Annotated in this window: 27 protein-coding genes; 18 read left to right on the forward strand and 9 right to left on the reverse strand. The window is 67.0% G+C overall.

Features of this window, described 5'->3' with window-relative positions; all coding sequences use genetic code 11:
• Positions 1 to 53 precede the first annotated feature (53 nt).
• Genes ACUTR7_RS02395 through glyA form a run of 4 tightly spaced genes read left to right on the forward strand, consistent with a single transcriptional unit; the run spans position 54 to position 4,783 of the window.
• The gene (locus ACUTR7_RS02395; protein ID WP_192367584.1) at positions 54 to 1,310 is read left to right on the forward strand and encodes a benzoate/H(+) symporter BenE family transporter; all 1,257 of its coding nucleotides are present in this window, start codon (positions 54 to 56) and stop codon (positions 1,308 to 1,310) included.
• 4 nt (positions 1,311 to 1,314) lie between these two features.
• Entirely contained in the window at positions 1,315 to 2,166 is an 852-nt protein-coding gene (locus ACUTR7_RS02400; protein ID WP_445608019.1) for a YggS family pyridoxal phosphate-dependent enzyme, read from the forward strand.
• Positions 2,167 to 2,223: 57 nt separating this feature from the next.
• The gene (locus ACUTR7_RS02405; RefSeq protein ID WP_445608020.1) at positions 2,224 to 3,462 is read left to right on the forward strand and encodes an aspartate aminotransferase family protein; all 1,239 of its coding nucleotides are present in this window, start codon (positions 2,224 to 2,226) and stop codon (positions 3,460 to 3,462) included.
• Between the two features lie 46 nt (positions 3,463 to 3,508).
• On the forward strand, positions 3,509 to 4,783 hold the full coding sequence (glyA, locus tag ACUTR7_RS02410; RefSeq protein WP_445608021.1) for a serine hydroxymethyltransferase: 1,275 nt from the start codon (positions 3,509 to 3,511) through the stop codon (positions 4,781 to 4,783).
• Positions 4,784 to 4,875: 92 nt separating this feature from the next.
• Here the strand turns inward: glyA and ACUTR7_RS02415 are convergent, their stop codons facing one another.
• The 7 genes from ACUTR7_RS02415 to ACUTR7_RS02445 form a co-directional block, all read right to left on the reverse strand.
• On the reverse strand, positions 4,876 to 5,928 hold the full coding sequence (locus ACUTR7_RS02415) for a hypothetical protein (RefSeq protein ID WP_199961675.1): 1,053 nt from the start codon (positions 5,926 to 5,928) through the stop codon (positions 4,876 to 4,878).
• Positions 5,925 to 6,398 carry a hypothetical protein gene (locus ACUTR7_RS02420; protein WP_445608022.1) on the reverse strand — a complete coding sequence of 158 codons (474 nt, stop codon included), beginning with the start codon at positions 6,396 to 6,398 and terminating at the stop codon, positions 5,925 to 5,927. The genes ACUTR7_RS02415 and ACUTR7_RS02420 overlap by 4 nt, the downstream gene beginning before the upstream one ends.
• A gap of 151 nt (positions 6,399 to 6,549) precedes the next feature.
• Positions 6,550 to 7,590, reverse strand: a complete 1,041-nt coding sequence (locus tag ACUTR7_RS02425) for a patatin-like phospholipase family protein (RefSeq protein ID WP_445608023.1) — start codon at positions 7,588 to 7,590, stop codon at positions 6,550 to 6,552.
• Positions 7,591 to 7,705: 115 nt separating this feature from the next.
• Positions 7,706 to 8,008, reverse strand: coding sequence for a HigA family addiction module antitoxin (locus ACUTR7_RS02430; protein ID WP_013802474.1), 303 nt, complete (start codon positions 8,006 to 8,008; stop codon positions 7,706 to 7,708).
• A gap of 12 nt (positions 8,009 to 8,020) precedes the next feature.
• Positions 8,021 to 8,299 carry a type II toxin-antitoxin system RelE/ParE family toxin gene (locus tag ACUTR7_RS02435; protein WP_013802475.1) on the reverse strand — a complete coding sequence of 93 codons (279 nt, stop codon included), beginning with the start codon at positions 8,297 to 8,299 and terminating at the stop codon, positions 8,021 to 8,023.
• A gap of 66 nt (positions 8,300 to 8,365) precedes the next feature.
• Entirely contained in the window at positions 8,366 to 9,268 is a 903-nt protein-coding gene (locus ACUTR7_RS02440) for a LysR family transcriptional regulator (protein WP_013802476.1), read from the reverse strand.
• 14 nt (positions 9,269 to 9,282) lie between these two features.
• Positions 9,283 to 9,819, reverse strand: coding sequence for a MarR family winged helix-turn-helix transcriptional regulator (locus tag ACUTR7_RS02445; protein ID WP_012205532.1), 537 nt, complete (start codon positions 9,817 to 9,819; stop codon positions 9,283 to 9,285).
• A gap of 203 nt (positions 9,820 to 10,022) precedes the next feature.
• On the opposite strand from ACUTR7_RS02445, the gene ACUTR7_RS02450 reads away from it, so the two are divergent.
• The 5 genes from ACUTR7_RS02450 to ACUTR7_RS02470 all read left to right on the forward strand — a co-directional run bounded on the left by ACUTR7_RS02450 (position 10,023) and on the right by ACUTR7_RS02470 (position 14,836).
• The gene (locus ACUTR7_RS02450; protein ID WP_445608024.1) at positions 10,023 to 11,231 is read left to right on the forward strand and encodes a 3-hydroxybenzoate 6-monooxygenase; all 1,209 of its coding nucleotides are present in this window, start codon (positions 10,023 to 10,025) and stop codon (positions 11,229 to 11,231) included.
• Between the two features lie 16 nt (positions 11,232 to 11,247).
• Entirely contained in the window at positions 11,248 to 12,285 is a 1,038-nt protein-coding gene (locus tag ACUTR7_RS02455) for a cupin domain-containing protein (protein WP_278534576.1), read from the forward strand.
• A 38-nt stretch (positions 12,286 to 12,323) separates the two neighbouring features.
• Positions 12,324 to 13,031, forward strand: coding sequence for a fumarylacetoacetate hydrolase family protein (locus ACUTR7_RS02460; protein WP_445608025.1), 708 nt, complete (start codon positions 12,324 to 12,326; stop codon positions 13,029 to 13,031).
• A 19-nt stretch (positions 13,032 to 13,050) separates the two neighbouring features.
• Positions 13,051 to 13,692 carry a maleylacetoacetate isomerase gene (maiA, locus tag ACUTR7_RS02465; protein WP_239971311.1) on the forward strand — a complete coding sequence of 214 codons (642 nt, stop codon included), beginning with the start codon at positions 13,051 to 13,053 and terminating at the stop codon, positions 13,690 to 13,692.
• 106 nt (positions 13,693 to 13,798) lie between these two features.
• On the forward strand, positions 13,799 to 14,836 hold the full coding sequence (locus ACUTR7_RS02470; protein WP_445608026.1) for a Bug family tripartite tricarboxylate transporter substrate binding protein: 1,038 nt from the start codon (positions 13,799 to 13,801) through the stop codon (positions 14,834 to 14,836).
• A 413-nt stretch (positions 14,837 to 15,249) separates the two neighbouring features.
• Here ACUTR7_RS02470 and ACUTR7_RS02475 read toward each other — a convergent pair whose 3' ends face one another.
• Positions 15,250 to 16,488 (reverse strand): flavin-dependent oxidoreductase, encoded by a 1,239-nt coding sequence (locus ACUTR7_RS02475; RefSeq protein ID WP_043791955.1) that lies wholly within the window; start codon positions 16,486 to 16,488, stop codon positions 15,250 to 15,252.
• Between the two features lie 50 nt (positions 16,489 to 16,538).
• Positions 16,539 to 17,519, reverse strand: a complete 981-nt coding sequence (locus ACUTR7_RS02480) for a tripartite tricarboxylate transporter substrate binding protein (RefSeq protein WP_445608027.1) — start codon at positions 17,517 to 17,519, stop codon at positions 16,539 to 16,541.
• Positions 17,520 to 17,632: 113 nt separating this feature from the next.
• Between ACUTR7_RS02480 and ACUTR7_RS02485 the strand changes: the two genes are divergently transcribed.
• The 9 genes from ACUTR7_RS02485 (at position 17,633) to ACUTR7_RS02525 (ending at position 25,861) form a co-directional block, all read left to right on the forward strand.
• Entirely contained in the window at positions 17,633 to 18,181 is a 549-nt protein-coding gene (locus ACUTR7_RS02485; RefSeq protein WP_445608028.1) for a MarR family winged helix-turn-helix transcriptional regulator, read from the forward strand.
• A gap of 190 nt (positions 18,182 to 18,371) precedes the next feature.
• Positions 18,372 to 19,895: a CoA-acylating methylmalonate-semialdehyde dehydrogenase gene (locus ACUTR7_RS02490; RefSeq protein ID WP_445608029.1), complete on the forward strand. Its 1,524-nt coding sequence runs from the start codon at positions 18,372 to 18,374 to the stop codon at positions 19,893 to 19,895.
• A gap of 61 nt (positions 19,896 to 19,956) precedes the next feature.
• Entirely contained in the window at positions 19,957 to 20,358 is a 402-nt protein-coding gene (locus tag ACUTR7_RS02495) for a lysozyme inhibitor LprI family protein (protein ID WP_445608030.1), read from the forward strand.
• Positions 20,359 to 20,444: 86 nt separating this feature from the next.
• Positions 20,445 to 21,611 carry an acyl-CoA dehydrogenase family protein gene (locus ACUTR7_RS02500; RefSeq protein WP_445608031.1) on the forward strand — a complete coding sequence of 389 codons (1,167 nt, stop codon included), beginning with the start codon at positions 20,445 to 20,447 and terminating at the stop codon, positions 21,609 to 21,611.
• Between the two features lie 23 nt (positions 21,612 to 21,634).
• A complete protein-coding gene (locus ACUTR7_RS02505; protein ID WP_445608032.1) occupies positions 21,635 to 22,099 on the forward strand; it encodes a TfoX/Sxy family protein in 465 nt (154 codons plus the stop codon).
• 22 nt (positions 22,100 to 22,121) lie between these two features.
• A complete protein-coding gene (locus ACUTR7_RS02510; protein ID WP_445608033.1) occupies positions 22,122 to 22,571 on the forward strand; it encodes a DUF488 domain-containing protein in 450 nt (149 codons plus the stop codon).
• A gap of 37 nt (positions 22,572 to 22,608) precedes the next feature.
• Positions 22,609 to 23,505 (forward strand): 3-hydroxyisobutyrate dehydrogenase, encoded by an 897-nt coding sequence (mmsB, locus tag ACUTR7_RS02515; protein ID WP_445608034.1) that lies wholly within the window; start codon positions 22,609 to 22,611, stop codon positions 23,503 to 23,505.
• Positions 23,506 to 23,961: 456 nt separating this feature from the next.
• Entirely contained in the window at positions 23,962 to 25,173 is a 1,212-nt protein-coding gene (trpB, locus tag ACUTR7_RS02520; protein WP_197956305.1) for a tryptophan synthase subunit beta, read from the forward strand.
• Positions 25,174 to 25,315: 142 nt separating this feature from the next.
• On the forward strand, positions 25,316 to 25,861 hold the full coding sequence (locus ACUTR7_RS02525) for a PepSY domain-containing protein (RefSeq protein ID WP_445608035.1): 546 nt from the start codon (positions 25,316 to 25,318) through the stop codon (positions 25,859 to 25,861).
• Positions 25,862 to 25,911 lie beyond the last annotated feature (50 nt).

Below are 25,911 nucleotides of genomic sequence, written 5' to 3' on the forward strand. Positions count from 1 at the left end.
ACCCATTTCCCCAGACAGCCAGGAATCCAACCCCCAAGGAAAACGAGAAGACCATGCCTTCATCAGACACACACTCACCCCTTCGCTTCAGCGACCTCATCCACCCCGTTGTGGCCGGGCTGATCTCGGTCATCGTCAACTACGGCGGCACCTTCATCCTGGTGTTCCAGGCCGCCAAGGTGGCCGGCCTGAGCCCGGAGCTCACGGCTTCGTGGGTGTGGTCGATTTCGATTGGCGTGGGCGTCACCGGGCTGGTGCTGAGCTGGCTCTCGCGCGAGCCCATCATCACGGCCTGGTCCACGCCAGCCGCCGCCTTCCTGGTGACGGCCTTGGCCACCACGCCGTATGCCGAGGCCGTGGGCGCCTATGTGGTGTCGGCCGCGGCCTTCGTGGTGCTGGGACTGTCGGGCTGGTTCGAGCGCGTGATCCGGCTGATTCCGCCCGGCGTGGCCTCGGGCCTGCTGGCGGGCATCCTGCTGCAGTTCGGCATCAAGGCCTTTGGCGGCATGAGCGTGGACCCGTTGCTGGCCGGCCTGCTGATCGTGGCCTACGTTCTGCTCAAGCGGCTGACGGCGCGCTATGCGGTGGTCGGCATCCTGGCGCTGGGCCTGGCGTTCCTGCTGGCGCAGGACCGTGTGGACCTGTCCGGGCTGCAGCTGCGCTTTGCCGCGCCCGTGTTCACGCGGCCGGAATTCACGTTCAACGCCCTGCTGAGTGTGGCCCTGCCGCTGTTCCTGATCACGCTGACCGGCCAGTACATGCCCGGCATGCTGGTGCTGCGCAACGACGGCTTCAGGACCAGCGCCAACCCCATCGTCACGCTGACGGGCCTGGGCTCGCTGCTGATGGCGCCGTTCGGCTCGCACGCCTTCAACATCGCCGCCATCACGGCCGCCATCTGCACGGGCAAGGAGGCGCATGAAGAGCCGTCCAGGCGCTGGATCGCGGGCATCGCTGCGGGCGTGTTCTACATCCTGGTGGGCGTGTTCGGCGTCACGCTGGCGGCCGTGTTCATGGCGTTCCCGGCCACCTTCATCACCACGCTGGCGGGTCTGGCGCTGCTGGGCACCATCGGCGGCAGCCTGGCCAATGCGCTGGCCGATGCCAAAACCCGCGAGGCCTCGCTGATCACCTTCCTGGCCGCCGCCGCCAACATTTCCATGCTGGGCATAGGCGGCGCCTTCTGGGGCCTGGTCATCGGCCTGGTCGCCCATGCCGTGCTCAACGGCCAGTGGCCGCGCCGGGCCGCCCGCAGCGAGGCGGGCACCGGCAACGTGCCCGCCGCCGATGCCGCCATCAAAAGGAGCTGAAACCATGCTTGCGACACAAGACACCACCGGCGGCACCGCCCAAGCCGCCGACACCCTGACCCGCCACGACCAGCACGGCCGCTACCCCCAGGCCGAGACGGTGGACGATTTCCGGCACAACCTGGCCACCGTGCAGGCGCGCATGGCCGCTGCCTGCCGCCGCGCGGGGCGCGACCCGGCCAGCGTGCGCCTGCTGCCCGTGAGCAAGACCAAGCCCGAGTCCAGCCTGCGCCTGGCCCACGCGGCGGGCTGCCGCATGCTGGGCGAGAACAAGGTGCAGGAAGCCTTCGGCAAGTGGGAGGCCATGCAGGACCTGGCCGATCTGCAGTGGTCCGTCATCGGCCACCTGCAGACCAACAAGGCCAGGCTGGTGGCGCGCTTTGCCAGCGAGTTCCAGGCGCTGGACAACCTGCGCGTGGCCGAGGCGCTGGACCGCCGCCTGCAGGCCGAAGGCCGGGCGCTGGATGTGTTCGTGCAGGTCAACACCTCGGGCGAGACCAGCAAGTACGGCCTGCCGCCCGACGAGGTGCAGGGATTTGTCCAGGCCCTGCCCGCCTTCAGTGCGCTGCGCGTGCGCGGCCTGATGACGCTGGCCCTGTTCTCCAGCGAGGCCGAGCGCGTGCGCCAGTGCTTCGTGCTGCTGCGCAGCCTGCGCGACCAGCTGCGCCAGAGCGCGCCGGCGGGCATCTCGCTGGATGAGCTGTCCATGGGCATGTCCGGCGACTTCGAGATCGCCATCGAGGAAGGCGCCACCGTGGTGCGCGTGGGCCAGGCCATCTTCGGCGCCCGCGCCCAGCCGGACAGCTTCTACTGGCCCGCAGGCGGCCCTGATCCCGCCGCCCTGGCACTGCCCTGAGCGCGCCCCCTCGCCACCCTTTTCGATTCAACCCTGACCCCGCTTGAGGACCTTGACATGCAAAAAGCCATGCAACCCCTTGATTCCCGCCTGATGAAGGCCTATGCCCGCCAGCCCGTGTCCTTCGTTCGTGGCCGTGGAGCCCTGCTGTGGGACGAGCACGGCACCGAATACCTGGACGCCATTGCCGGCGTGGCCGTGACCGCCCTGGGCCACGCGCACCCGGAAATCGCCGCCGTGATTGCCGAGCAGGCCGGCCTGCTGCTGCACACCTCCAACGTGTTCCGCATCGACTGGCAGGAACGCCTGGGCCAGCGCCTGTGCGCCCTGGCCGGCATGGAGACGGCCTTTTTCTGCAACTCCGGCGCCGAGGCCAACGAGGCCGCGCTCAAGCTGGCGCGCCTGCACGGCCACCGCAGGCAGGTGGCGCGGCCTCAGATCCTGGTGATGGACAACGGCTTTCACGGCCGCACGCTGGCCACGCTGTCGGCAACCGGCAACCCGGCCAAGCAGCGCGGCTTCGAGCCGCTGATGCCGGGCTTCGTACGCGTGCCCTATGACGACATCGCGGCCGTGCACCACGCCGCCGCCCAGCATGGCGACATCGTGGCCGTGCTGATCGAGCCCGTGCAGGGTGAAGGCGGCATCCGCCTGGCAAGCCCCGACTACCTGCGCCAGCTGCGCAGCCTGTGCGACCGGCACGGCTGGCTGCTGATGCTGGACGAGATCCAGACCGGCCTGGGACGCACCGGCGCCTGGTTCGGCCACCAGCACGCGGGCATCGCCCCCGATGTGATGACCCTGGCCAAGGCCCTGGGCAACGGCATTCCGATCGGCGCCTGCCTGGCGCGCGGGCCTGCGGCCGACCTGATCTCGCCCGGCCAGCATGGCTCCACCTTTGGCGGCAACCCCCTGGCCTGCCGCGTGGGCTGCACGGTGCTGGGCATCATGGAGAGCGAGGACATCCCCGGCCGCGCCAGGCAACTGGGCCGGCGCCTGCTCAACGGCCTGCAGCAGGCGCTGCACGGCCACCCCGACGTGCTGGCCGTGCGCGGCCAGGGCCTGATGGTGGGCATCGAGCTGAACCGCAACTGCCAGGACCTGGTGGGCCGCGCGCTGGCCCAGCAGCGCCTGCTGATCACGGTGACGCGCGAATCCACCATCCGCCTGCTGCCGCCGCTGATCTGCGACGAGCGCCAGATCGACGACATCGTCGCCCGCCTGGCCTGCCTGCTGGAGTCGGCCAGCGCCGCGCAGGCAGGCGCACCCGCCGCAGGCCAGCTGGCGGCTGCATGACCATCGCTCCCTACAGCCCTTGCCCCGACACAGGAACCATTCACCCATGTACGACGCATCCCTGACCCTGGCCGACTTCGACCTGCAGCTGGCCAAGGCCATCCAGAGCGAGAAACGCCGCCAGGAAGACCATGTGGAACTCATCGCTTCCGAAAACTACGCCAGCCCGCTGGTGATGGCGGTGCAGAACTCGGTCTTCACCAACAAGTACGCCGAAGGCTACCCCGGCAAGCGCTACTACAGCGGCTGCGAGAACGTGGACGTGGCCGAGCGCCTGGCCGTGGAACGCGCCATGGCGCTGTTCGACTGCGACTACGCCAACGTGCAGCCCCATGCCGGCGCCCAGGCCAATGCCGCCGTGTTCCTGGCGCTGGCCCAGCCCGGCGACACCGTCATGGGCATGAACCTGGCCCAGGGCGGCCACCTGACGCATGGCAACCCGTCCAACTTCTCGGGCCGCCACTACCGCATCGTCCCCTACGGCCTGGACCCCGCCACGGGCCTGATCGACTACGACGAGATGGAGCGCATCGCCCTGGAGCACCGGCCCCGCATGCTCATCGGCGGCTTCTCTGCCTACTCGCGCCACAAGGACTGGGCCCGCATGCGCGCCATTGCCGACAAGGTGGGCGCCGTGTTCTGGGTGGACATGGCCCATGTCGCAGGCCTGGTGGCCGCGGGCGAATACCCCAGCCCCCTGCCCCACGCGCATGTGGTCACCAGCACCACGCACAAGACGCTGCGCGGCCCGCGCGGCGGCCTGATCCTGTCCAAGGGACAGGACGAAACCTTCAACCGCCGCCTGAGCTCGGCCGTGTTCCCCGGCGTGCAGGGCGGGCCGCTGATGCATGTGATCGCCGCCAAGGCCGTCGCCTTCAAGGAGGCGCTGCAGCCCGGGTTCAAGGCCTACCAGCGCCAGGTGCTGGCCAACGCCCGCGCCATGGCCGCCGTGATCCAGCAGCGCGGCTACCGCATCGTCTCGGGCGGCACGGACAACCACCTGATGCTGATCGACCTGTCCGACCGCAGCTACACCGGCAAGGATGCCGACGCCGCGCTCAGCGAAGCGCACATCACCACCAACAAGAACACCGTGCCCAACGACACGCGCTCGCCCTTCGTGACCTCGGGCCTGCGCATAGGCACGCCCGCCGTCACCACGCGCGGCTTCGGCGAGGCGCAGTGCGAACAGCTGGCCGGCTGGCTGTGCGATGTGCTCGATGCGCTGGACGCGCAGGAAGGCGCCCGCTTTGCCAAGGTGGCGGCGCAGGTGCGCGATCAGGTGACGGAGCTGTGCCGTCGGTATCCGGTGTATGAATGAACTACGGACATGAATCGCTCTCGGCACAGACAACAGCGCAGGGACTCCAAGCTACGTCCAGGCAAGAGGTAGAACCGCAGCAAGGACAGCAACTACCGGGAAAGGCGGTTTTTGATCCTGTCCACGCCGGCTTTGCCCAGCGCAAGTGATCGTCTTGCCGCCTCCTTCAACTGCGCGGGCTCTGGCAAAACCTGGCTGGCCAACGTACCCACTCGCAGGGCAGATTGCCGGACCTGGTTAACTGTCGAGTCGGCAGCATCACGCAACTCTTCCATGCTGGGCAAATTCTTGCTGGCTTCCCTCAGCGTACCGCCGACGCCGTCGGCAACTTGTGCAGCCCGGAGGCGGGCCTGAGTCCAAGCCTTGGACATCACCCCCTCCGGAACTTGCGAAAGCGTGGCAATGCAGGCATTCAGCAACGTGTGTTCAGACTCTGAAAGTGGTTTGCCAGTCTCCAGCAGAGACCTTAGAAAGTCACCCAGATCGGCAGCGATCGCCACATGATTGCAGTCCGGGTTGGCGTGGAGGAAGGTGGCAAGCTCTTGGGCAACGTCCTGCGGCTGACCCTGTCCAAGTTGGCTTTCCAGCAGCGGGACGGCCTGACCGACGAAATTCGGGTCAAACCCCCACTCTTCCACCAAATGCTCCACCAGCACGCTGCGCTGTTCCTGGTCGATTTTTCCGCCTACAGCAGCAATTCGTAGGGCAAGCGGTGCAATCAGGTCGAACAATGACAAGGCAAGCACATCGAGAGGCGTATTCAGGAATTTGGGGATCTCAATGACCCGAGATCCACGGCTGTTGGCAAACATGCGATAGAGCCCATAGCAAGCTCCTCCCGAGGCCAATGCAGCAAAAGCGACCCACCCAAGCGGTGTGGCAGCGGTTCCAATACCGATTGCGCCCAATAGCCCAGATGGCGCAAAGAATGTTGAAGCCACCAGACTCGACTTGGCGACTGCCGCGCCAGTTCCAGCAGCCCCCAGAACATCCCACAGCTCACGGCCCCGGTTGACCATTCGCAAAGAGCGATAGGCGTTCTCTCCAATCGCCAACTTTGCCTTGAACCGCAGCGGCTCGGCAACAACCTGCTCCACACCGTCCAGAGTGAAATTTTCGCTGGAAATTTCGTGGATTTGCTTCATGCCAGCGCCGCTTTGAATTGCGCAACAAACAGGCGAATCCTGTCTTGCAGATCTGGAGAATCCATCTCTTTCTTGGCTCCGTAGGCAATGCCCAATGCAATCGCCAGCGGGCTCAACAACGCTCCAAGTAATGTTCCTATCAGCGGTACTGCGCTCAACAATGCACCGACCACCAAGGCAACCGCTGTGGCGAATGCCAAGGTGGGGAACTGGTCTAACGTAAGAAAGATGAGATCAAGAATCTTCCGCCCGATGCGCACCAGTCGGCGTCCGACCTGCGATGACAAGCGCAGCAGATTGGCCAGGATGGCCTTCGCATCAGCGGAAACGTTCAAACCCTCGATTTTTTGAAGCAAGGCGCGTTCAGTGCGTTTGGTGTTCTGAAAGAATTTCGCCTCATTGGGTATTTCACCCTTGTCGTGATCATCAGGTTCGCTGTTTGACTGGCTCGCTTGCGGCACTATTTCCATGGCGGCGGCTTGTATCAGTGAAGAAAGGACACGGAACGGAAGCCTGCATTATGTCGTTACACATGCCCGCGATCTGCATGGCTTCACCAGTCGAAGCCCATTCTTTTCATTCGTCATGACACCGGCATGCTCCGCACTGCCTTGAACCCCGTCAAGGACTGGCGCAGGCGCCGTCCATCCCCGCCATCTCCGCCAGCTTCTGCATGCGCGAGCGCTGCTCCAGGCAGGCCTGGTGCTGGGCTTCGGCCGCCTTTTGCTGGGCCAGCTTCGCGGCCTTGGCGCGCTCGGCCTGCAGCTGGGCGATGCGCTCGCGGATCTGGGGCATGGCGGCCACGGCAGCCTTTTCGCCTTCAAGAATGGCGCTGGCGCGCTGGGTGAAGTCGGCCGGGCCGATGTCCAGCACCTTGGGGCGGATGGTGATGTCGGCGCGGGCCAGCTCGGCCTGGCCCAGCTTCTGGCCCATGATGGCTATGGACTGGCCCAGTGCGCCCAGCATGTTCTCGGGCGCCTTGCCACGGGCCTTGTTGGAGATGTCCACGGCGATCACCAGGTCGGCGCCCAGCTGGCGCGCGGCGTCCACGGGCACGGGGCTGGTGATGCCGCCATCGACGAAGTGGAACTTGCCGATGGCCACGGGCTGGAACACACCCGGAATGCTGCTGGAGGCACGCACCGCCTGCCCCGTATTGCCGCGCGCGAACACGGTGCGCTCGCCGTCTTCCAGCCGCGTGGACACGGCCACGAAGGGCTTGGCCAGCTGCTCCAGCGGCTTGCGGCCCACCTGTTCGTTCACATAGTCTTCCAGCTTCTGCCCCACCAGCAGGCCGCCCGAGGACAGCTGCAGGTCGCGGATTTTGGTTTCATCCAGCGCCACGGCCTTTTCCTGCAGCTCGAAGGCGTTCATGCCGCTCGCATACAGCGCCCCCACCACGCTGCCCGCGCTGGTGCCGGACACCACCGCAGGCGCAAGGCCATTGGCTTCCAGCATCTTGATGACGCCGATATGGGCAAAGCCCTTCACGGCCCCGCCGCCCAGGGCCAGACCGATCCTGATGGGCGCCACGGGTGTGCCCGGCGCGGTGGGCGTGGACTCGGGCGTGGCCGCCGAGGGGCTGGGCGGGTTGCTGCCGCAAGCGGCCAGCCCCGCCAGGCTCAGGTACACCAGTGGACGCAAAAGGGCTTGGAGGCGCATGCCGGAAGATCCTGCTGTCGGATGACGAGATTCGGGGCGGGCAGTATAGCGGCAGGGGCAAACCACCGCCGGAGACGCATCATGCTGCGGACGGCAAAGTGCGCCCTGGGGTCGCTCAGGGATGCGAGGGCTCAAACCGCTGGATTCGCGCCAGCACGTCCGCCATGGCATCGCGGGCTTCGGCAAGGTCGTAGTCGGACTGCAGGTTGAGCCAGCTTTGCGCGTCCGTGCCAAAGAAGACCGCAAGGCGCAGCGCCGTATCCGCCGTGATGCCGCGCATGCCCTTCACGATCTCGTTGATGCGCCGGGGCGGCACATCGATGGCCTTTGCCAACGCGTACTGGCTCAGGCCCATGGGTTCGAGCCACTCCTGCATCAGGATTTCTCCTGGGTGCGGCCATTTGACTTCGCGGGTCATGTTGTAGTCCTTTCAGTGGTAATCCACGATCTCGACCTGGCTGGCATGGCCATCTGCCCAGACGAAGCAAAGGCGCCATTGCTCATTGATCCGAATGCTGTACTGGCCCCTGCGGCTTCCTTGCAGAGCCTCCAGTCTGTTGCCTGGCGGAATGCGCAGGAACTCCAGGGAGGTCGCTGCGTTCAGCTGCACCAGCTTGCGCATGGCAGCGGCCTCCAGGTTGGCGAACCGCGCAACGCGCTTGCCAAGCATCAATGCCTGGGTGTCTGCACATCTGAAATCGAGGATCATGGATCAACAATAACGACTCCCGTTATTAGCTGATGCTTACCCCGCCTGCAGTTAAGCCCTCTTGCATCAACTCCGGGGACTGAGCAACTCCCGCATCCCCTGCACAGCCTCCCGCAAAAACCCCCAGACCGCCTCGATGCGCTGAACCTGCCGGGCATCCGAGGGCATGCTCATCCAGAAGGTGCGGGTGAAGCAGGCCTCGGCGGGCAGCACGCGGCTGAGCACGGGGTCGCGGTCGGCAATGAAGGCGGGCAGCACGGCCAGGCCGGCGCCGGCGCGCACGGCCTCGTACTGGGCGGTGATGCTGGTGCTGCGAAAGGCAAATCGCTCGGGCTGGAACAGGGTGGACAGCAGCTGCAGCTCGCGCGTGAACAGCAGGTCGTCCACATAGTGGATGAAGCTGTGGTGGCGCAGGTCCTCGGTACGCGCCACCAGGGGGCGGCGCGCAAGGTATTCGCGCTGGCCGTAGAGGAAGAGCCGGTAGTCGGTGAGCTTGGTGACCACGGCCGAGCCGCGCGTGGGGCGCTCCAGCGAGATGACGATGTCAGCCTCGCGCCGCGACAGGTGCAGCAGGCGCGGCAGGGCCAGCAGGTCGATGCTCAGCAGCGGATGGCGCTGCGTCAGCGCGGCCAGCTGCGGGGCCAGCAGCTGGGTGCCGAAGCCCTCGGTGGCGCCCACGCGCACCAGGCCGGACGGTCCCTGGCTGGTGGATTCCGCCGCCAGCGGCATGCGCTCCAGCCCGGCTGCGGCGCGCTGCATGGCGTCTGCCACGCCCAGCAGCTGTCGGCCGGCCTCCGTGGGCCGCCATTGGCCCGCTTCGCGTTCGAAGAGCACGGCCCCCAGCTGTTTTTCCAGGGCCTGGATGCGGCGCGACACCGTGGTGTGCTCCACGCCCAGTTGCCGCGCGGCGGCGGCCATGCTGCCGCTGCGCGCCAGCTCGCCAAAGAATCTCAGATGGTCCCAGTCCATGGGTCGAGGCCGCCTCAGTCGGCAGCGGCGCGGCGCGCGGCCAGCGTGCTGGGCGCACGCGCCAGCTCGTCGTTTTGCCGCACCAGGACGGCCATCATGTCCATGAACAGGCCCCGCTGCTCCTGCGGCAGCGGCTCCAGCATGCGCTGCTGGGCCCGCAGCACCGAGGGCTCGGCAGCGGCCAGCAGCGCAGCGCCTTCTGCGGTGACCGACAGCAGGCGCACGCGCCGGTCGGCTGGGCTGGTGTTGCGCACCATGAGGCCGCGCGCCTCCAGCCGGTCGATGACGCTGCCAATGGTCGAGGTATCGAAGCCGATCATCCGCGCCAGCGTGCGCTGGTCCACGCCGGGCTGGCGCAGCACGGCCGACAGCGCCGCGTACTGCACGGGGGTCACGCCGAATTCCTGGGTCTCCTCCATGAAGACGGCTACCGCGATCTGCTGCAGGCGGCGGATGTGGTAGCCGGGGTAGTTTTCTAGTTCTGCGGGTTGGTAGTCCATGGCCATTGCGCTCTTTTCCGGGTCCCTGCGGGCAAGCGCAGATGTTCGCATGAACCGCGCCCTCCGTTGGCGTTGGCTGGCGGACAGGTGATTCACCCGGACACGCTGTCCACCTCCGTTTTGCCTGCATCCAGGGAAACCCCAGGCTGGCCTGATGCAAATCAACACTACACTCATCGTCAGCATACTGTTAATTATCCGCGATGCAGCTGCCCCGCAGGCGGGCGACACGCACCACGAAGCACAGGACATCCATGAGCACCAGCATTTCTTCCCGGGCGCTGCCCGTTCTTGTGGCAGGCGGCGGCATTGGCGGCGTGGCGGCCGCACTGGCCCTGGCGCGCCAGGGATTCGCCGTCAAGGTGCTGGAGCAGGCGCCGCAGCTGGGCGAGATCGGCGCCGGCATACAGCTGGGGCCCAACGCATTCGCGGCCTTCGACGCGCTGGGCATTGGCGAGCTGGCCCGTGGCCGCGCGGTCTATACCGACGAGATGGTGATGCACGACGCGCTCGATGAGCGACTGGTCGGCCGCATTCCCACGGGCGAGGCGTTTCGCGCCCGCTTTGGCAACCCGTATGCGGTGATCCACCGCGCCGACATCCACACCTCGCTGCTTGAAGGCGCACGCGCCCACGGCCATATCGAGACGCTGACGGGCACCCGCATCGAAGCCGTGCAGCAGGAGGGCGACACCGTCACCGTGCGCGACCAGCACGGCCAGGTCCATGTGGGCCAGGCGCTGATCGGCGCCGATGGCGTGAAGTCCGTGGTGCGCCAGCAGTACGTGGGCGATGCGGCGCGTGTCTCCGGCCACGTGGTGTACCGCGCCGTGGTGGAGAAGAACGACTTCCCCGAGGACCTGCGCTGGAACGCGGCCAGCATCTGGGTCGGCCCCAACTACCACCTGGTGCACTACCCGCTGCGCGGCGGCGAGCAGTACAACGTGGTCGTCACCTTCCACAGCCGCGAGCAGGAGGAATGGGGCGTGCGCGAAGGCAGCCGCGAAGAGGTGCAAAGCTACTACAGCGACTGCTGCCCGCGCGCCCGCCAGCTCATAGACCTGCCCAAAAGCTGGAAGCGCTGGGCCACGGCCGACCGCGAGCCCATTGGCCAGTGGAGCTTCGGCCGCGCCACGCTGCTGGGCGATGCGGCCCACCCTACCCTGCAGTACATCGCACAGGGCGCCTGCATGGCGCTGGAAGACGCGGTGACGCTGGGCCAGGCGCTCAAGCGCTGCGGCAACGACTGGCCGCAGGCACTGCGGCTGTACGAGCGCTCGCGCATCGCCCGCACGGCGCGCGTGGTGCTGTCCGCGCGCGAGATGGGCCGCATCTTCCACGCCAGCGGCGTGGAGCGCCTGGTGCGCAACGACCTCTGGAAGGGCCGCACGCCCCAGCGTTTCTACGACGCCATGGAATGGCTGTACGGCTGGAAGGCCGAAACCTGCCTCGCCGAAGACTGAACACAAGGAGACCGCCATGCAAGAACTTGGCCGCCTGGAAGACCTGCCCCAGGACTACCGCGACGAACTCACGCGCAACAACCTGGTGCCGCTGTGGCCCAGCCTGCGCAACGTGATGCCGCCGCACACGCCGCGCCCGCGCACCCAGCCCATTGCCTGGCCCTACCAGGCCATCCGCCCGCTGCTGATGCAGGCCGGCGAGCTGACGCCCATCGAAAAGGCCGAGCGCCGCGTGCTGGTGCTGGCCAACCCCGGCCATGGGCTGGAGAAGATGCAGGCCAGCTCCTCCATCTACCTGGGCATGCAGCTGCTGCTGCCCGGCGAGTGGGCGCCCTCGCACCGCCACACGCCCAATGCCGTGCGCATGGTGGTGGAAGGCCAGGGCGCATGGAGCTTGGTCGATGGCGAGAAATGCCCCATGGAGCGCGGCGACCTCATCCTCACGCCCACGGGCCTGTGGCACGAGCATGGCCACGACGGCGACGAGGCCGTGGTCTGGCTCGATGTGCTGGACCTGCCCCTGGCCTACTACCTGGAAGTCACCTACCACGTGGACGGCCCGCGCCAGCCCGCCCTGCCCGGCCGTGGCGACCGGGCGTATGCGCGTGGCGGCCTGGCACCCACGCAGGTGTTCGCACGCAGCGCCAAGGCCTACCCCATGCTGCGCTACCCGTGGAAGGATGCGCGTGCCGCGCTGCTGGAGCTGGCCGCCGACCGGCCGGACCTGGACTGCGTGCAGCTGGCCTACACCAACCCCGAAACCGGGGCCGACTGCGAAAACATCCTGGGCTTCTACGCGCTGATGCTGCGCCCGGGCCAGACGCTGCAGCTGCCCGCGCGCTCGCCGGCCTGCGTGTTTCATGTCATCGAGGGCGGCGCCAGCGTGGCCGCCGTGGACCGCCACTTCGACCTGGCCCCGGCCGACACCTGCTGCGTGCCCGGCTGGGCGCCCGCCACGCTGGCCAATGCCAGCGCCAGCGAGCCCGCCTTCCTCTTCCTGGCCGACGAGGCGCCTTTGCACCGAAAGCTGGGCCTCTACGAAGTCCGGCCTTGAATCCTCCGATTTCTCTTTACTCCCCCATCGCCAATACCATGACCGCCCCCCAATACCTCTGGACCCCGCCCCCCGTCCAATCCCTGCCCGTGCGCGGCAGCACGCAGCGCCTGCCCGTGAGCCGCCTGTTCTTCGTGGGCCGCAACTACCACGCCCATGCCGTCGAGATGGGCCGCCCGGTGGACAAGAGCGTGGAGCGCCCCTTCTACTTCACCAAGGCGCCCTCCACCCTGACCGAATCGGGTGCCACGGTGGCCTACCCGCCCGAGACGAACAACTACCACTTCGAGATGGAACTGGTGGTGGCCATCGGCAAGGCGGGTTTTCGCATTGCGGCGGACCAGGCGCATGAACACATCTACGGCTACGCCTGCGGCCTGGACATGACGCGCCGCGACCTGCAGCTGGTGGCGCGCGACAAGGGCCGGCCCTGGGACCTGGGCAAGGACGTGGAGCAGTCCTCGGTGGCCAGCGAGATCGTGCCCATGCCGGGCCAGGTGATCGAATCCGGCGCCATTGCACTGGCCGTCAATGGCGAGACAAAGCAGCAGTCCGACGTGGACAAGCTGATCTGGAACATCCGCGAAATCATTGCCGACCTCTCGCTGTTCTATCACCTGCAGCCCGGCGACCTCATCTACACGGGCACGCCCGAAGGCGTGGGCGCCGTGCTGCCTGGCGACCGCATCACCGGCCATGTGCAGGGCGTGGGCGAGATCGCGCTCACCGTGGGCCAGCCTGAATAAGACCGGGGACACCACCACCATGAAGCTCTACAGCTTTTTCCGCAGCGGCACCTCGCACCGCCTGCGCATCGCGCTCAACCTCAAGGGCCTGCGCCCTGACTACTTTCCCGTGGACCTGCGCGTGGACGAACAGGCCCAGGCGCCGTTCAAGCAGGTCAACCCGCAGGGCTTGGTGCCGGCGCTGACGCTGGACGATGGCCGCACGCTGATCCAGTCGCCGGCCATCATCGAATGGCTGGAGGAGCGCCACCCCGAGCCGCCGCTGTTGCCCGCCGACCCCGAGGACCGCGCCCAGGTGCGCGCGCTGGCCGCCATCGTGGGCTGCGACGTGCATCCCATCAACAACCGCCGCATCCTGCAGACCCTGCGCCGCCAGTTCGGTGCGGACGAAGCCGCCATCAACGCCTGGTGCGCCACCTGGATTGCCGACGGCTTCGACGCCATCGAGGCCCTGCTGGCACGCGACACGCAGCGCGGCGACTTCTGCTTCGGCCACGCACCCACGCTGGCCGATGTCTACCTGGTGCCCCAGATCGAAAGCGCACGCCGCTTTGGCGTGGACCTGGACCGCTGGCCGCTGATCAGCGCTGTGGACAGGGCCTGCGCGGCCCTGCCCGCCTTTGCACAGGCTGCGCCCCTGGCCCAGCCTGACGCCGGCTGAACCTCGCCGCACCTTTTGCCGGCAGCCCTACCCCGCCCCGAGTCCTCGCCAGAAGGACCGGGGCATTGCAAGCAGTGAAAAAAGCAGATCCAACAGGAGACAGACTGTGAAAGCATCCCCATCCAGCCGCCTCGGCGCCGCCCCCTCCCGCCGCAAGGCCCTTGCAGGCGCCGCCCTGCTGCTGGCCTCCATCGCCCCGCTGCATTGCGCCTGGGCACAGGCAGGCTCCAGCAGCGCCGCCAGCTTTCCCACGCGCCCCGTCACCGTGATCACGGCCTTTGCCGTGGGCAGCGGCCCTGACGCCGTGCTGCGCATCGTGGGCGAAAAGCTTGCCGCCCGCTGGAAGCAGGGCGTGACCGTGGACAACCGCCCAGGCGGCGGCGGCTTTGTCGCCATCGAAGCCGCACGCCGCGCCAAGCCCGACGGCTACACCCTGCTGCAGCTCGACAGCGAACATGTCTCCGCCCTGCCCTACCTCTACAAGCAGCGCAACTTCCATCCGCTGCAGCACTTCGACCCGGTGGCACCGCTGTTCCTCACTCCCTTCTTCGTGGCCGTGCCCACGAACTCGCACTGGAAGAGCATGGGCGACCTGATCAAGGCGGCCAAGTCGGAGCCCGGCAAGGTCAGCTACGGCTCCTGGGGCGTCGGCAGCCCCGGCCACCTGGGCGGTGAATGGCTGGACTTCCTGACCGGCAGCAAGATGACCCATGTGCCCTACCGCGAGGTCAGCCAGCTCTACACCTCGGTGGCCAATGGCGATCCGGCCTGGAGCTTTGCCAGCCTCCCCTCCAGCCAGGGCATCTACAAATCCGGCAAGATCCGCTACCTGGCCGTGGCTGCGCCCCAGCGCATCGCCCAGATGCCCGACGTGCCCACCGTGGCCGAATCGGGCGGCCCCGCCGACCTGATCGTGAACTCCTTCGTCTCCCTGCTGGCGCCCAAGGGCGTGGACGCCGCCCTGCGCGACAGGATCCATGCCGACGTGGTCGCCGTGCTGCAGGACCCGCAGGTGCGCGAGAAATTCGCCACCTTCGCCTTCCAGCCCATCACCTGGGAGGTGCCGGAGATGGAGAAATTCGCCAAGACCAAGGCGGACCAGTACAAGCTGCTGATCCAGAAGGCGAACATCAGCCTGGATTGAGAGCACCGAATAGACAAAGCAACGGGGCGTAGCGCCCTGTCGCCCCCGCACCCCGGCCCCTCCTCCCCATATGCCCGCGCCTGCGTCGTGGCGGGTGCGGGGTTGCAGTCCTGCCGAAGGACAGGACTGCTTCGTCAACTGACTCGCCGTGATTGTCTGAACGTAGCGCGCAGCGCGAAGTGAGTTTCACGGCGAACCCCGCGACCGCCACGACGCAGGTTGCCCCGTAGCGAAGCGAAGAGGACGCGGGCATTTGGGCGCGTTTCTTTGCCTCCTTTCTTGTCGCGCGACAAGAAAGGAGGTCGGCCGCCGGGCCGAAACCCGGCCTCGACAAACAACCGCCCGGCAGGGACCCAAAAAGAGTCGGGATGCAATACTGAATACCTGCCAAGCCAGCTCATTGCCCAACCACTTCACCCCTGCGACTGCGGATTCGCAAACCCCGCCACCTGCTCGTAATGGCGGGCAATGGCACGCAGCTCGTCCTGGCTGATCAGCTCGTCGATATGGCCGAAGGGCTGGCCGCCACTGAGTTCGTCCGCCTTCATGATGATGAAGTCGGGCGGCGTGGAGCGGTTGGTCAGCACCACCTGGCTGGTGGCGGGCAGGCGGCTGGCCTCATAGGCGGCCAGCAGCGCCAGCGGGTCGCCCTGCGGGTCGGCAGCCAGCAGGTCGGCCAGCACCCGCGCATCGCGCATGGCCTGGGCCGAGCCGTTGGAGCCGCGCGGATACATGGGGTGGGCGGCATCGCCCAGCAGGGTCACGCGGCCGAAGCTCCACTGGTCCACGGGGTCCTTGTCCACCATGGGGTACTCGAAGATGGTCTCGGCAGAGCGGATCAGGGCCGGCACATCCAGCCAGTCGAAGGTCCAGCCGCCAAAAATCTCCAGCACATCCTCCATGCGGCCTGCGCGATTCCAGTCGTTCATGCGCATCTGCGGGTCGCGGATCTCGGCCACCCAGTTGATGCGCTGCATGCCCTGGCCGTCGACGTTGTCCTCGATGGGATAGATCACCATCTTGCCGGTATCGACCGAGCCGATGCGCAAATAGCTCTTGCCCGTGAGGATGGGCTTGAAGCGCGAGACGCCGCGCCAGGTGTTGATGCCGCCAAAGGCCAGCTCCTCCTGCGGATAGAACTGGCGCCGCACGGCGGAGTTGACGCCATCGCAGGCCACGACGATGTCGGCCGTGGCGGACGGCGGCACATGGCCCTGGGCATCCGGCGCGAAATGCACGGTGGCGCCATGGGCCGACTGGTCCACGCGCACGCAGCGGTGGCCCGTGTGCACGGCACCCGGACCCAGGCGCTGCACGGCGGCCTCGAAGAGAACGCGGTGCAGGCGGCCACGGTGGATGCCCAGCTCCGGCAGCTCATAGCCGGCATGGCGGCCGCGCGGCTCGCGGTAGACGAACTGGCCGTAGCGGTTGAAGAACACGCTCTCCAGGTTCTCGATCGCCAGGGCCTCCAGCTGCGGCTGCAGGCCCAGGTCGCTGAGTTCGCGCATGGCATGCGGCAGCAGGGTAATGCCCGCGCCGATCTCGCGGACCTCGGGCACGGCCTCGAAGACTTCGCAGGCAATGCCTCTTTGATGCAGGGCCAATGCCAGGCACAGGCCTCCGATGCCGCCCCCCACGATCGCTACTTTCATCCGCTGACTCTCCATGCTTTCTCCAGGGGCGCTGTTGGCGCCCGCCCCGCCTACTCGGCGGTAATCCCCCGCGCCTTGACCAGATCGGCCCAGCGCCGGGCGTCCTTTTGCACCAGGGCCTTGAACTCGGCCGGCGTGCTGCCGGCCGGATCCATCCCCTGGGGCGCGAAGGCATGCCGGACTTCCTCCGACGCCAAAATCGCGCGGATCTCGCGATTGAGGGCATCGACCTGGTCCGCCGGCATGCCGGCCGGCGCAAACACGCCGTACCACATATCCACGTTCACATCGCCCGCCTTGGCCTCCTTGAGCGTGGGCACATCGGGCAGCAGCGGGTGGCGCCGCTGGCTGCCAATGCCCAGCGCGCGCAGCTTGCCGGCCTTCACATGGGTCAATGCCACATGAATGGGCAGGAACATGCACTCCACCTGGCCGCCCAGCAGGTCCGTCAGCGCCGGCCCTGTTCCGCGATACGGGATGTGCGTGATCGACACCCCGGCCGTGCTCTTGAAAAGCTCCATCGCCATATGGTGCGGAGTGCCCACTCCCGGCGATGCGTAATTGATACGGCCCGGCGAGGCCTTGGCCGCCTTCACCAGATTGGCCGCCGTCTGATAGGCGGAGGCCGTGGGCGTCACCAAAATCAACTGCCCCCAACTGGTCAGCGTCACAGGTTCGAGGTCTGTCAGCGGATTGAATGGCAATTTGGGATACAGCGATGCATTCATCACCAGGGTATTCACTGTCACCAAAAGCGTCTGGCCATTGGCGGGCGAGCGCACAACGGCCTCGGTGCCGATATTTCCAGAGGCGCCCGGCTTGTTCTCCACCACCACGGGCCGGCCCTGGCGCTTGGCCAGCAAAGGTCCGATGGTTCGCGCTATCGTGTCGATTCCTGTTCCGGGAGTGAAAGGCACAATCAATTTCAGAGGCACACTCTCGGTACTGGCGATGGCACCTGCTACGGGTAAACCCAATACTCCCAATCCGCTTGTCTTCAAAAATTGCCGTCTGCCAACAAAATTTCGCATGTAGACCTCTTTTGTAGTTAGCATGCAAACGCATGGTAATCATGCACCAAAATGGGCACAATTGGTGGAAATCGAATGAATACTGGACACTTCTGCAAGAATACTAGACGCATATGGACACGATGACGCCTGCACCACTGCCGCTATATCAGCGCCCTGGCTTTTTGCTGCGGCGCGCCCACCAGATTTCGGTCGGCATTTTTGAAGAGCAATGCCGCCCCCTGGGACTGACACCGCCACAGTACGGCGCCCTGGTCCTGATCGACGCCTCCCCCGGCTCCGACCAAAGCTCCCTGGCGCGCGCCATGGGCTTTGACAAGGTGACCACGCTGCGCCTGGTGCGCGGGCTGGAAGAGCGCGAATACGTGCACCGCGCCCTGAGCACGCGCGACCGCCGCCAGCACGAACTGACGCTGACCGAAAAGGGCCGCGCCCTTCTGGCCGCCAGCGTGCCGCTGGTGGACCAGGCCTACCACCGCCTGGTGTCCCCGCTGGAAGACGGCGAGCTGCAGGAGCTGCTGCGCCTGCTGGCCAAGCTGGAGTCCGGCCTGGGCGCCAATGCCCGCGTGAAGCTGGAGCCGCTGCGCAAGCCCGGCGCCCGCGCCGTTCAGACCCCCGCTCCTTCCGACGACGCCCGCCTGCCGGCCACCGGCACGGACTGAGCCGCTGACCGCCGGAACCAGCATGGCCTGCGCCTGCCGCAGGCCATGCTCTTTTTTGCGCCAGCCTGTGCAAAAAAGCACATGAAGACTGCACACATCTCCATTGCTTGCGAAAAACCGCACAGCTACCATGCGATGAACGCCCGGCGCACGCATGCCGGGCTGACACCACCGCAACAGGAGACAAGCCATGAATGCATCCACGTCCGCCAAGGTTTTGGCGCCCACGGTCAAGCTGCTGATCAACGGCAAGCTGGTCGAATCCCAAAGCACCCAATGGCGCGATGTGGTCAACCCGGCCACGCAGGAAGTGCTGGCCCGTGTGCCCTTTGCCACGCCCGACGAGGTCAACGCCGCCGTCGCCAACGCCAAGGAAGCCTTCAAGACCTGGCGCAAGACCCCCATTGGCCAGCGCGCCCGCATCTTCCTGAAGCTGCAGCAGCTGATCCGCGAGAACATGAAGGAGCTGGCCGCCCTGCTGACCGCCGAACAGGGCAAGACCCTGCCTGACGCGGAAGGCGACGTCTTCCGCGGCCTGGAAGTGGTGGAGCATGCGGCCAACATCGGCTCGCTGCAGTTGGGCGAGCTGGCCAACAACGTGGCCAACGGCGTGGACACCTATTCCGTGCTGCAGCCGCTGGGCGTGTGCGCGGGCATCACCCCCTTCAACTTCCCGGCCATGATTCCGCTGTGGATGTTCCCCATGGCCATTGCCACGGGCAACACCTTCGTGCTCAAGCCCTCCGAGCAGGACCCCATGGTCACCATGCGCCTGTGCGAGCTGGCGCTGGAAGCCGGCATTCCGCCCGGCGTGCTGAACGTGGTGCACGGCGGCGAGGACGTGGTCAACGCCATCTGCGACCACCCCGACATCAAGGCCATCAGCTTCGTGGGTTCCACCAAGGTCGGCACCCATGTCTACAACCGCGCCAGCCTGGCCGGCAAGCGCGTGCAATGCATGATGGGCGCCAAGAACCACGCCATCGTCATGCCCGACGCCAACAAGGAGCAAACGCTCAACTCCCTGCTGGGCGCAGCCTTCGGCGCGGCAGGCCAGCGCTGCATGGCGCTGTCGGTGGCCGTGCTGGTGGGCGATGCACAGAAGTGGATTCCCGAGCTGGTGGAAAAGTCCAAGACCCTCAAGGTCAGCGGCGGCACCGAGCCCGGCACCGACGTGGGCCCGCTGGTGTCCTGCGCGGCGCTGTCGCGTGTGGAAAGCCTGATCGAACGCGGCCTGGCCGACGGCGCCAAGCTGGAACTGGACGGCCGCAAGCCCCAGGTGGCAGGCTACGACAAGGGCAACTTCGTCGGCCCCACCGTGTTCAGCGGCGTCAAGCCGGGCATGAGCGTGTATGACCAGGAAATCTTCGGCCCCGTGCTCTGCCTGGCGGCTGCCGACAGCCTGGACGAGGCCATCGAGTTCATCAACGCCAACCCCAACGGCAACGGCACGGCCATCTTCACGCAGTCGGGCGCGGCGGCGCGCAAGTTCCAGGAAGACATCGACGTGGGCCAGGTCGGCATCAACGTGCCGATTCCCGTGCCGTTTCCGCTGTTCTCCTTCACGGGCAGCCGCGCCTCCAAGCTGGGCGACCTGGGCCCCTACGGCAAGCAGGTCGTGCTGTTCTATACGCAGACCAAGACCGTCACGGCGCGCTGGTTCGACGACAGCACCACCAGCCAGGGCGTGAACACCACCATCAGCCTGCGCTGATGCACGGGTGGGCGGGCCTGGATTGATCCGGGGCAGGCCCCGGCTCTGGGATGATGGCGGCATGCGTTTTCCAATGACCGCCTCCCTCTCCCGGAGCCTGGGTGCTGCCTTGCTCACCGCCCTGGCCGCCCTGCCCCTGACCCTTCACGCGCAGGCCGGTGCAGCCTGCGACCCGACCTCCACCGCCGCCGCCAGCCGCAATGCCTGCGCGGTCCAGGCCTTCCAGGAGGCCGACACCGCGCTCAACATCCGCTACCTGGACGTCATGCAGCAACTGCCCCAGGGCAAGCGCACGGGCCTGCGCCACGACCAGAACGGCTGGATCAAGGGCCGCACGGCACGCTGCAAGGCCGCCACGCGCGACAGCGAAACCCAGCCCGAAGGCCCGCGCCTGTACCACGACTGCCTCACGGCCGCGACACAGGAGCGCATGCAGGCGCTGGAGCGCTGGCTGCAGCACTGACAGGCATCGACAGGCGCCCACAGGCCCCGAAAGCCACCCCCAGAACAACAAGGGCCCCAGAGCCCAACGCAGGAGACAAGCCAGCCATGGACTTCGAACTCAACGACGACCAGCGCGCCTTTGCCGAATCGGCCCGCGCCTTTGCCCAGGCCGAACTCGCGCCCCATGCCGCGCACTGGGACCGTGAATCCATCTTCCCGCGCGAGGCCATCGCCAAGGCGGGCGAACTGGGTTTCTGCGGCCTGTACGCGCCGGAGAACGCCGGCGGCCTGCAACTGCCGCGCCTGGACGCCACCATGGTCTTCGAGGAACTGGCCGCCGTCGATCCCTCCACCACCGCCTTCATCACCATTCACAACATGGCCACATGGATGCTGGGCACCTGGGCCACCGACGCCGTGCGCGCCGAATGGGGCGAGGCCCTGACCAGCGGCCGCAAGCTGGCCAGCTACTGCCTGACCGAGCCCGGCGCAGGCTCGGACGCCGGCTCGCTCAAGACCCGGGCCGAACTGGCGGGGCATGAATACATCATCAACGGCGCAAAGGCCTTCATCAGCGGCGCGGGCAGCACCGACATGCTGGTGCTGATGGCCAGAACGGGCGACGCAGGCTCGGGCGCCAGCGGCATCTCCGCCTTTTCCGTGCCCGCCGACCTGCCCGGCATCAGCTACGGCAAGAAGGAAGAGAAGATGGGCTGGAACAGCCAGCCCACGCGCGTCATCAGCTTCGACAACGTGCGCATTCCCGCGCACAACCTGCTGGGCCGTGAGGGCGAAGGCTTCAAGATCGCCATGAAGGGCCTGGACGGCGGGCGCATCAACATCGCCACCTGCTCCGTGGGCGCCGCCCAGGGCGCGCTCACCCAGGCCCAGCAATACATGCACGAGCGCAAGCAGTTCGGCAAGCCCATTGCCAGCTTCCAGGCGCTGCAGTTCAAGCTGGCCGACATGGCCACCGAACTCGTGGCCGCGCGCCAGATGGTGCGCCTGGCCGCCTCCAAGCTCGATGCCGGCGCGCGCGACGCCTCCACCTACTGCGCCATGGCCAAGCGCTTTGCCACCGATGCCGGCTTCATGGTCTGCAACGAAGCCCTGCAACTGCACGGCGGCTACGGCTACATCCGCGAATACCCGCTGGAACGCCTCATGCGCGATGCCCGCGTGCACCAGATCCTCGAAGGCACGAACGAAATCATGCGCGTCATCATCGCGCGGCGCATGCTGGAAGGCGATGCACCGGACATGATCCGCTGACTCATCCACATCCAGCCCACGCCATGCCCGCCCGCCCGCTCTCCGACACCACGCTGCACCTCATAGACGCCGTGCGCGAAGCCCTGGCCGGCTGCGACGACGTGCAGGAAAAGCGCATGTTCGGCTGCCATGTCTTCATGGTCAACGGCAAGCTGTGCCTGGGCGTGGAAGACGACGAACTGCTGGTGCGCCTGCCGCCCTCGCAGCACGCCGCCGTGGCCGAGACGCCGGGCCTGCGCCCGCTCTCATCCAAGGGCCAGATGGACGGCTACTTCTTCATCGGCCCCGCCGCCTACGCCACGCGCCAGCAGTGGCAGCACTGGATTGCCCAGGCCCTGGCCTTCAACCCCCAAGCCAAGGCCACGCCCCCGAAAAAGCGCAAGGCCCAGGCCAGCGAACCCGCGCCCGCCGACGCAAAGACACCGCCAGCGCCGCCCGCCCCGGCCGGGCGCCGCACACGCAAGCACCCCATCTTCGGCGACGAATAAGCCGCCTTTGCAGGAGAGCCCCATGCCCATCCGCATCGTCCAGCTAGGCAGCCCCCGCCACGCCGATGAAGGCCTGCGCATAGGCACCGTGCGCCGCCCGCCGCGCGGCGTGCCCAAGGCCGAATTCGCCAGCCGCGACTACTACGACGTCTGGTACCCCGAACTCTCGCCCCAGCCCGACACCATGCACACCGCGCTCGAATCGCACCGCCTGCAGGACCACGGCCACCAGGCCGAGGCCGACAAGCTCTGGCAGCAGTTCGTGCGCAAGTTCCGCAAGGAAATGGCCGACCCCGCCGCCAGCCGCACCCTGGACCTGCTGGCCGCCCTCTCGCAGCACAGCGCCTTTGCCATCGGCTGCTACTGCGAGCAGGAGGCGCGCTGCCACCGCGGCATCCTGCGCTCACTGCTCAAGGAACGCGGCGCCGACATTGCGAACGGCGACAAGGACACTAGCGACACCGGCCACTGAGACACATCACAAGCTTCACAACACAGGAGACAAGCACATGCAGATCGCATTCATCGGACTCGGCAACATGGGCGGCCCCATGGCCATCAACCTGCACAAGGCCGGCCACACGGTCAAGGCCTTCGACCTCTCCAAAGACGCCTGCGCCAAGGTCGCTGCAGAGGGCGTGAGCATTGCCGCCAGCGCCGAGGACGCCGTGCAGGGCGCCGAAGCCGTGGTCTCCATGCTGCCCGCCAGCCAGCACGTGGAAGGCCTCTTCCTCGGCCGTGACGGCGCAGCCGGCCTGCTGCAGCGCATTGCCAAGGGCGCGCTCATCATCGACAGCTCCACCATCGCCGCCGCCACCAGCCAAAAGGTCGCCAAGGCCGCCCAGGCCGCAGGCATCGCCTTCATCGACGCCCCCGTCTCCGGCGGCACGGGCGGCGCCATTGCTGGCACCCTCACCTTCATGGTGGGCGGCAGCGACGCCGACCTCGAACACGCCCGCCCTCTGCTCGAAAAAATGGGCGCCAACATCTTCCACGCCGGCGCCGTGGGCGCGGGCCAGACCGCCAAGATCTGCAACAACATGCTGCTGGGCATCCTCATGATCGGCACCAGCGAAGCCATCGCCCTGGGCGTGGCCAACGGCCTGGACCCCAAGGTCCTCAGCGAAATCATGCGACGCAGCTCGGGCGGCAACTGGGCCCTGGAAAAATACAACCCCTTCCCCTGCGTCCACGAAAACGCCCCCGCCTCCAAGAACTACGCAGGCGGCTTCGGCACCGACCTCATGCTCAAGGACCTGGGCCTGGCCCAGGAAAACGCCATGGCAGTCAAGGCCTCCACACCCCTGGGCGGCATGGCCCGCGCCATGTACGCCATGCACTCCATCGCCGGCAACGGCGCCCTGGACTTCTCCAGCGTCATCCGCTCCCTGCAAAAGAACGGCTGACCGCCAGGCTCAGGCCAGCGGGCAATGCCCTGCACCCGCACCCCTCAATCCCGTATGCCCGCGCCTGCGTCGGGCCGCCTGCGGGGTTGCAGTCCTGCCGCAGGACAGGACTGCCTCGTCAACTGACTCGCCGCAGTTGTCTGAACGGAGCGCGCAGCGCGCAGTGAGTTCTGCGGCGAACCCCGCAGGCGGCCCGACGCAGGTCGCCCGCAGCGGAGCGGAGGGTCGCGGGCATTCGGGTCGTCTTTCTTTTGCCTCCTTTTCTTTGACGAATCAAAGAAAAGGAGGTCGGCCGCCGGGCCGAAACCCGGCCTCGAAAAACAACCACCCGCCAGGGTCAAAAAGCAAGAAACCCCGGTCAATCCAACCGGGGTTTTCTCTCTTCAGCGGCACAGAAGCCCTACGTAAGCTGCCACCGCCACCATCCGCCATTCCACAGAACACCCGCCAGCAACCATGACCACAACACCCCCCACCTTCGCCCCCATGCCCACAGCAGAAGGCTACTTCGGCCCCTACGGCGGCCAGTTGGTCCCACCCCACCTCAAGCAGGCCATGGACGACATCAACACCGCCTACGCCGAAATCACCAAACGCCAAGACTTCCAGCAGGAACTGGCCCAACTCTTCGCCGACTACGTGGGCCGCCCCAGCCCCATCTTCCACGCGCGGCGCCTGTCGGAGCAGCTCGGCGGCGCACAGATCCACCTCAAGCGCGAAGACCTCAACCACACCGGCGCCCACAAGATCAACCACTGCCTGGGCGAGGCCCTGCTGGCCAAGTTCATGGGCAAGAAAAAGGTCATCGCAGAAACCGGCGCCGGCCAGCACGGCGTGGCCCTGGCCACGGCCTGCGCGCTGGTGGGCATTCCCTGCGAGATCCACATGGGCCAGGTGGACATCGAGAAGGAGCACCCCAACGTCACCAAGATGCGCATCCTGGGCTGCAAGCTCGTGCCCGTCACGCGCGGCGCGGCCACCCTCAAGGAGGCCGTGGACAGCGCCTTCGAGGAATACCTCACCAACCCCACGGACTACATCTACGCCATCGGCTCCGTGGTCGGCCCCCACCCGTTCCCGATGATGGTGCGCGACTTCCAGAGCATCATCGGCCGCGAGGCGCGCGAGCAATTCCAGGCCAAACACGGCAAGCTGCCCGACCACGTGGCCGCCTGCGTGGGCGGCGGCTCCAACGCCATGGGCATCTTCACGGCCTTCCTGGGCGATGCCTCGGTCAAGCTCGTCGGCGTGGAGCCCTCGGGCGAAGGCACGGACAAGCCCGGCCGCCACGCAGCCACCCTCAGCATGGGCAAGCCCGGCGAAATCCACGGCATGAAGTGCTACGTGCTGGAAAACGCAGACGGCACGCCCGCTGCCGTGCACAGCATTGCCTCGGGCCTGGACTATCCGGGCGTGGGCCCGCAGCACAGCTACCTCAAGGACCTGGGCCGCGTGCAGTACGAATCCGTCACCGACAAGGAATGCCTGGACGCCTTCATGCAGCTGTCGCGCGTGGAAGGCATCATCCCCGCGCTGGAAAGCGCCCACGCCGTGGCCTGGGCCATGCGCGTGGCGCCCGGCCTGCCCAAGGACCAGCACATCCTCATCAACCTCTCGGGCCGGGGCGACAAGGACGCCGACTACGTGGCCAAGGTGCTGGGCCTCTGAACGCAGAGCTTGCGCTGGATCAAACCGCAGCACGCCGGAGGGGGCAAAGGGCGCCCTCTCCGACAACCGCTCTCCGGGACGGTGGAGACAATGGCCCCGACCGTTGTCTTGTCCAACCCCATTCCCGGAAGGAGCCATACCCATGAAGCCTGCCCCGTTCGCACGCACCGCCGCCCTCTCCATCGCCCTGGCCCTGACCTGCGCCACCGCCTCCCTGCCCGCCGCAGCCAAATCGGTGGCCGAATGGCAGACCATCACCAGCCAGGCCAAGATTCCGCTGGAGCAGGCCATCACCCGCGCCACCCAGGCCGTGCCCGGCAAGGCCATCGAAGCCCAGCTGGACGACGGCGACGGCATGGGCCCGCGCTACGAAATCGAGGTCATCACCCCGGCCGGCGACAGCGTGGAAGTCTGGGTCAACGCCATCACCGGCCAGGCCGCCCAGCACAAGAATGACGGCGCCGCCAAGCGCAAGGACCGCCAGCGCCTGGAAAAGGCCAAATCCACCATTGAGCAAGCCATCCAGGCCGCCACCCGCCACACCCCGGGCACGCCCGTCAGCGCGGAACTGGACTCCCACTGGGGCCAGACCAGCTACCAGGTCGAAGTGCTGCAGGCCAACGGCACGCTCATGGAAGTCAAGATCGACGCCGTGGGCGGCGAAGTCATCCGGGCCAAGAAGGACTGAGTCTCGACCCCAACCCGACAGCGCGCTTCAGCATGGGGCGCGCTTTTTTT

The sequence above is a fragment of the Delftia sp. NA_296.1 genome (assembly GCF_052692095.1).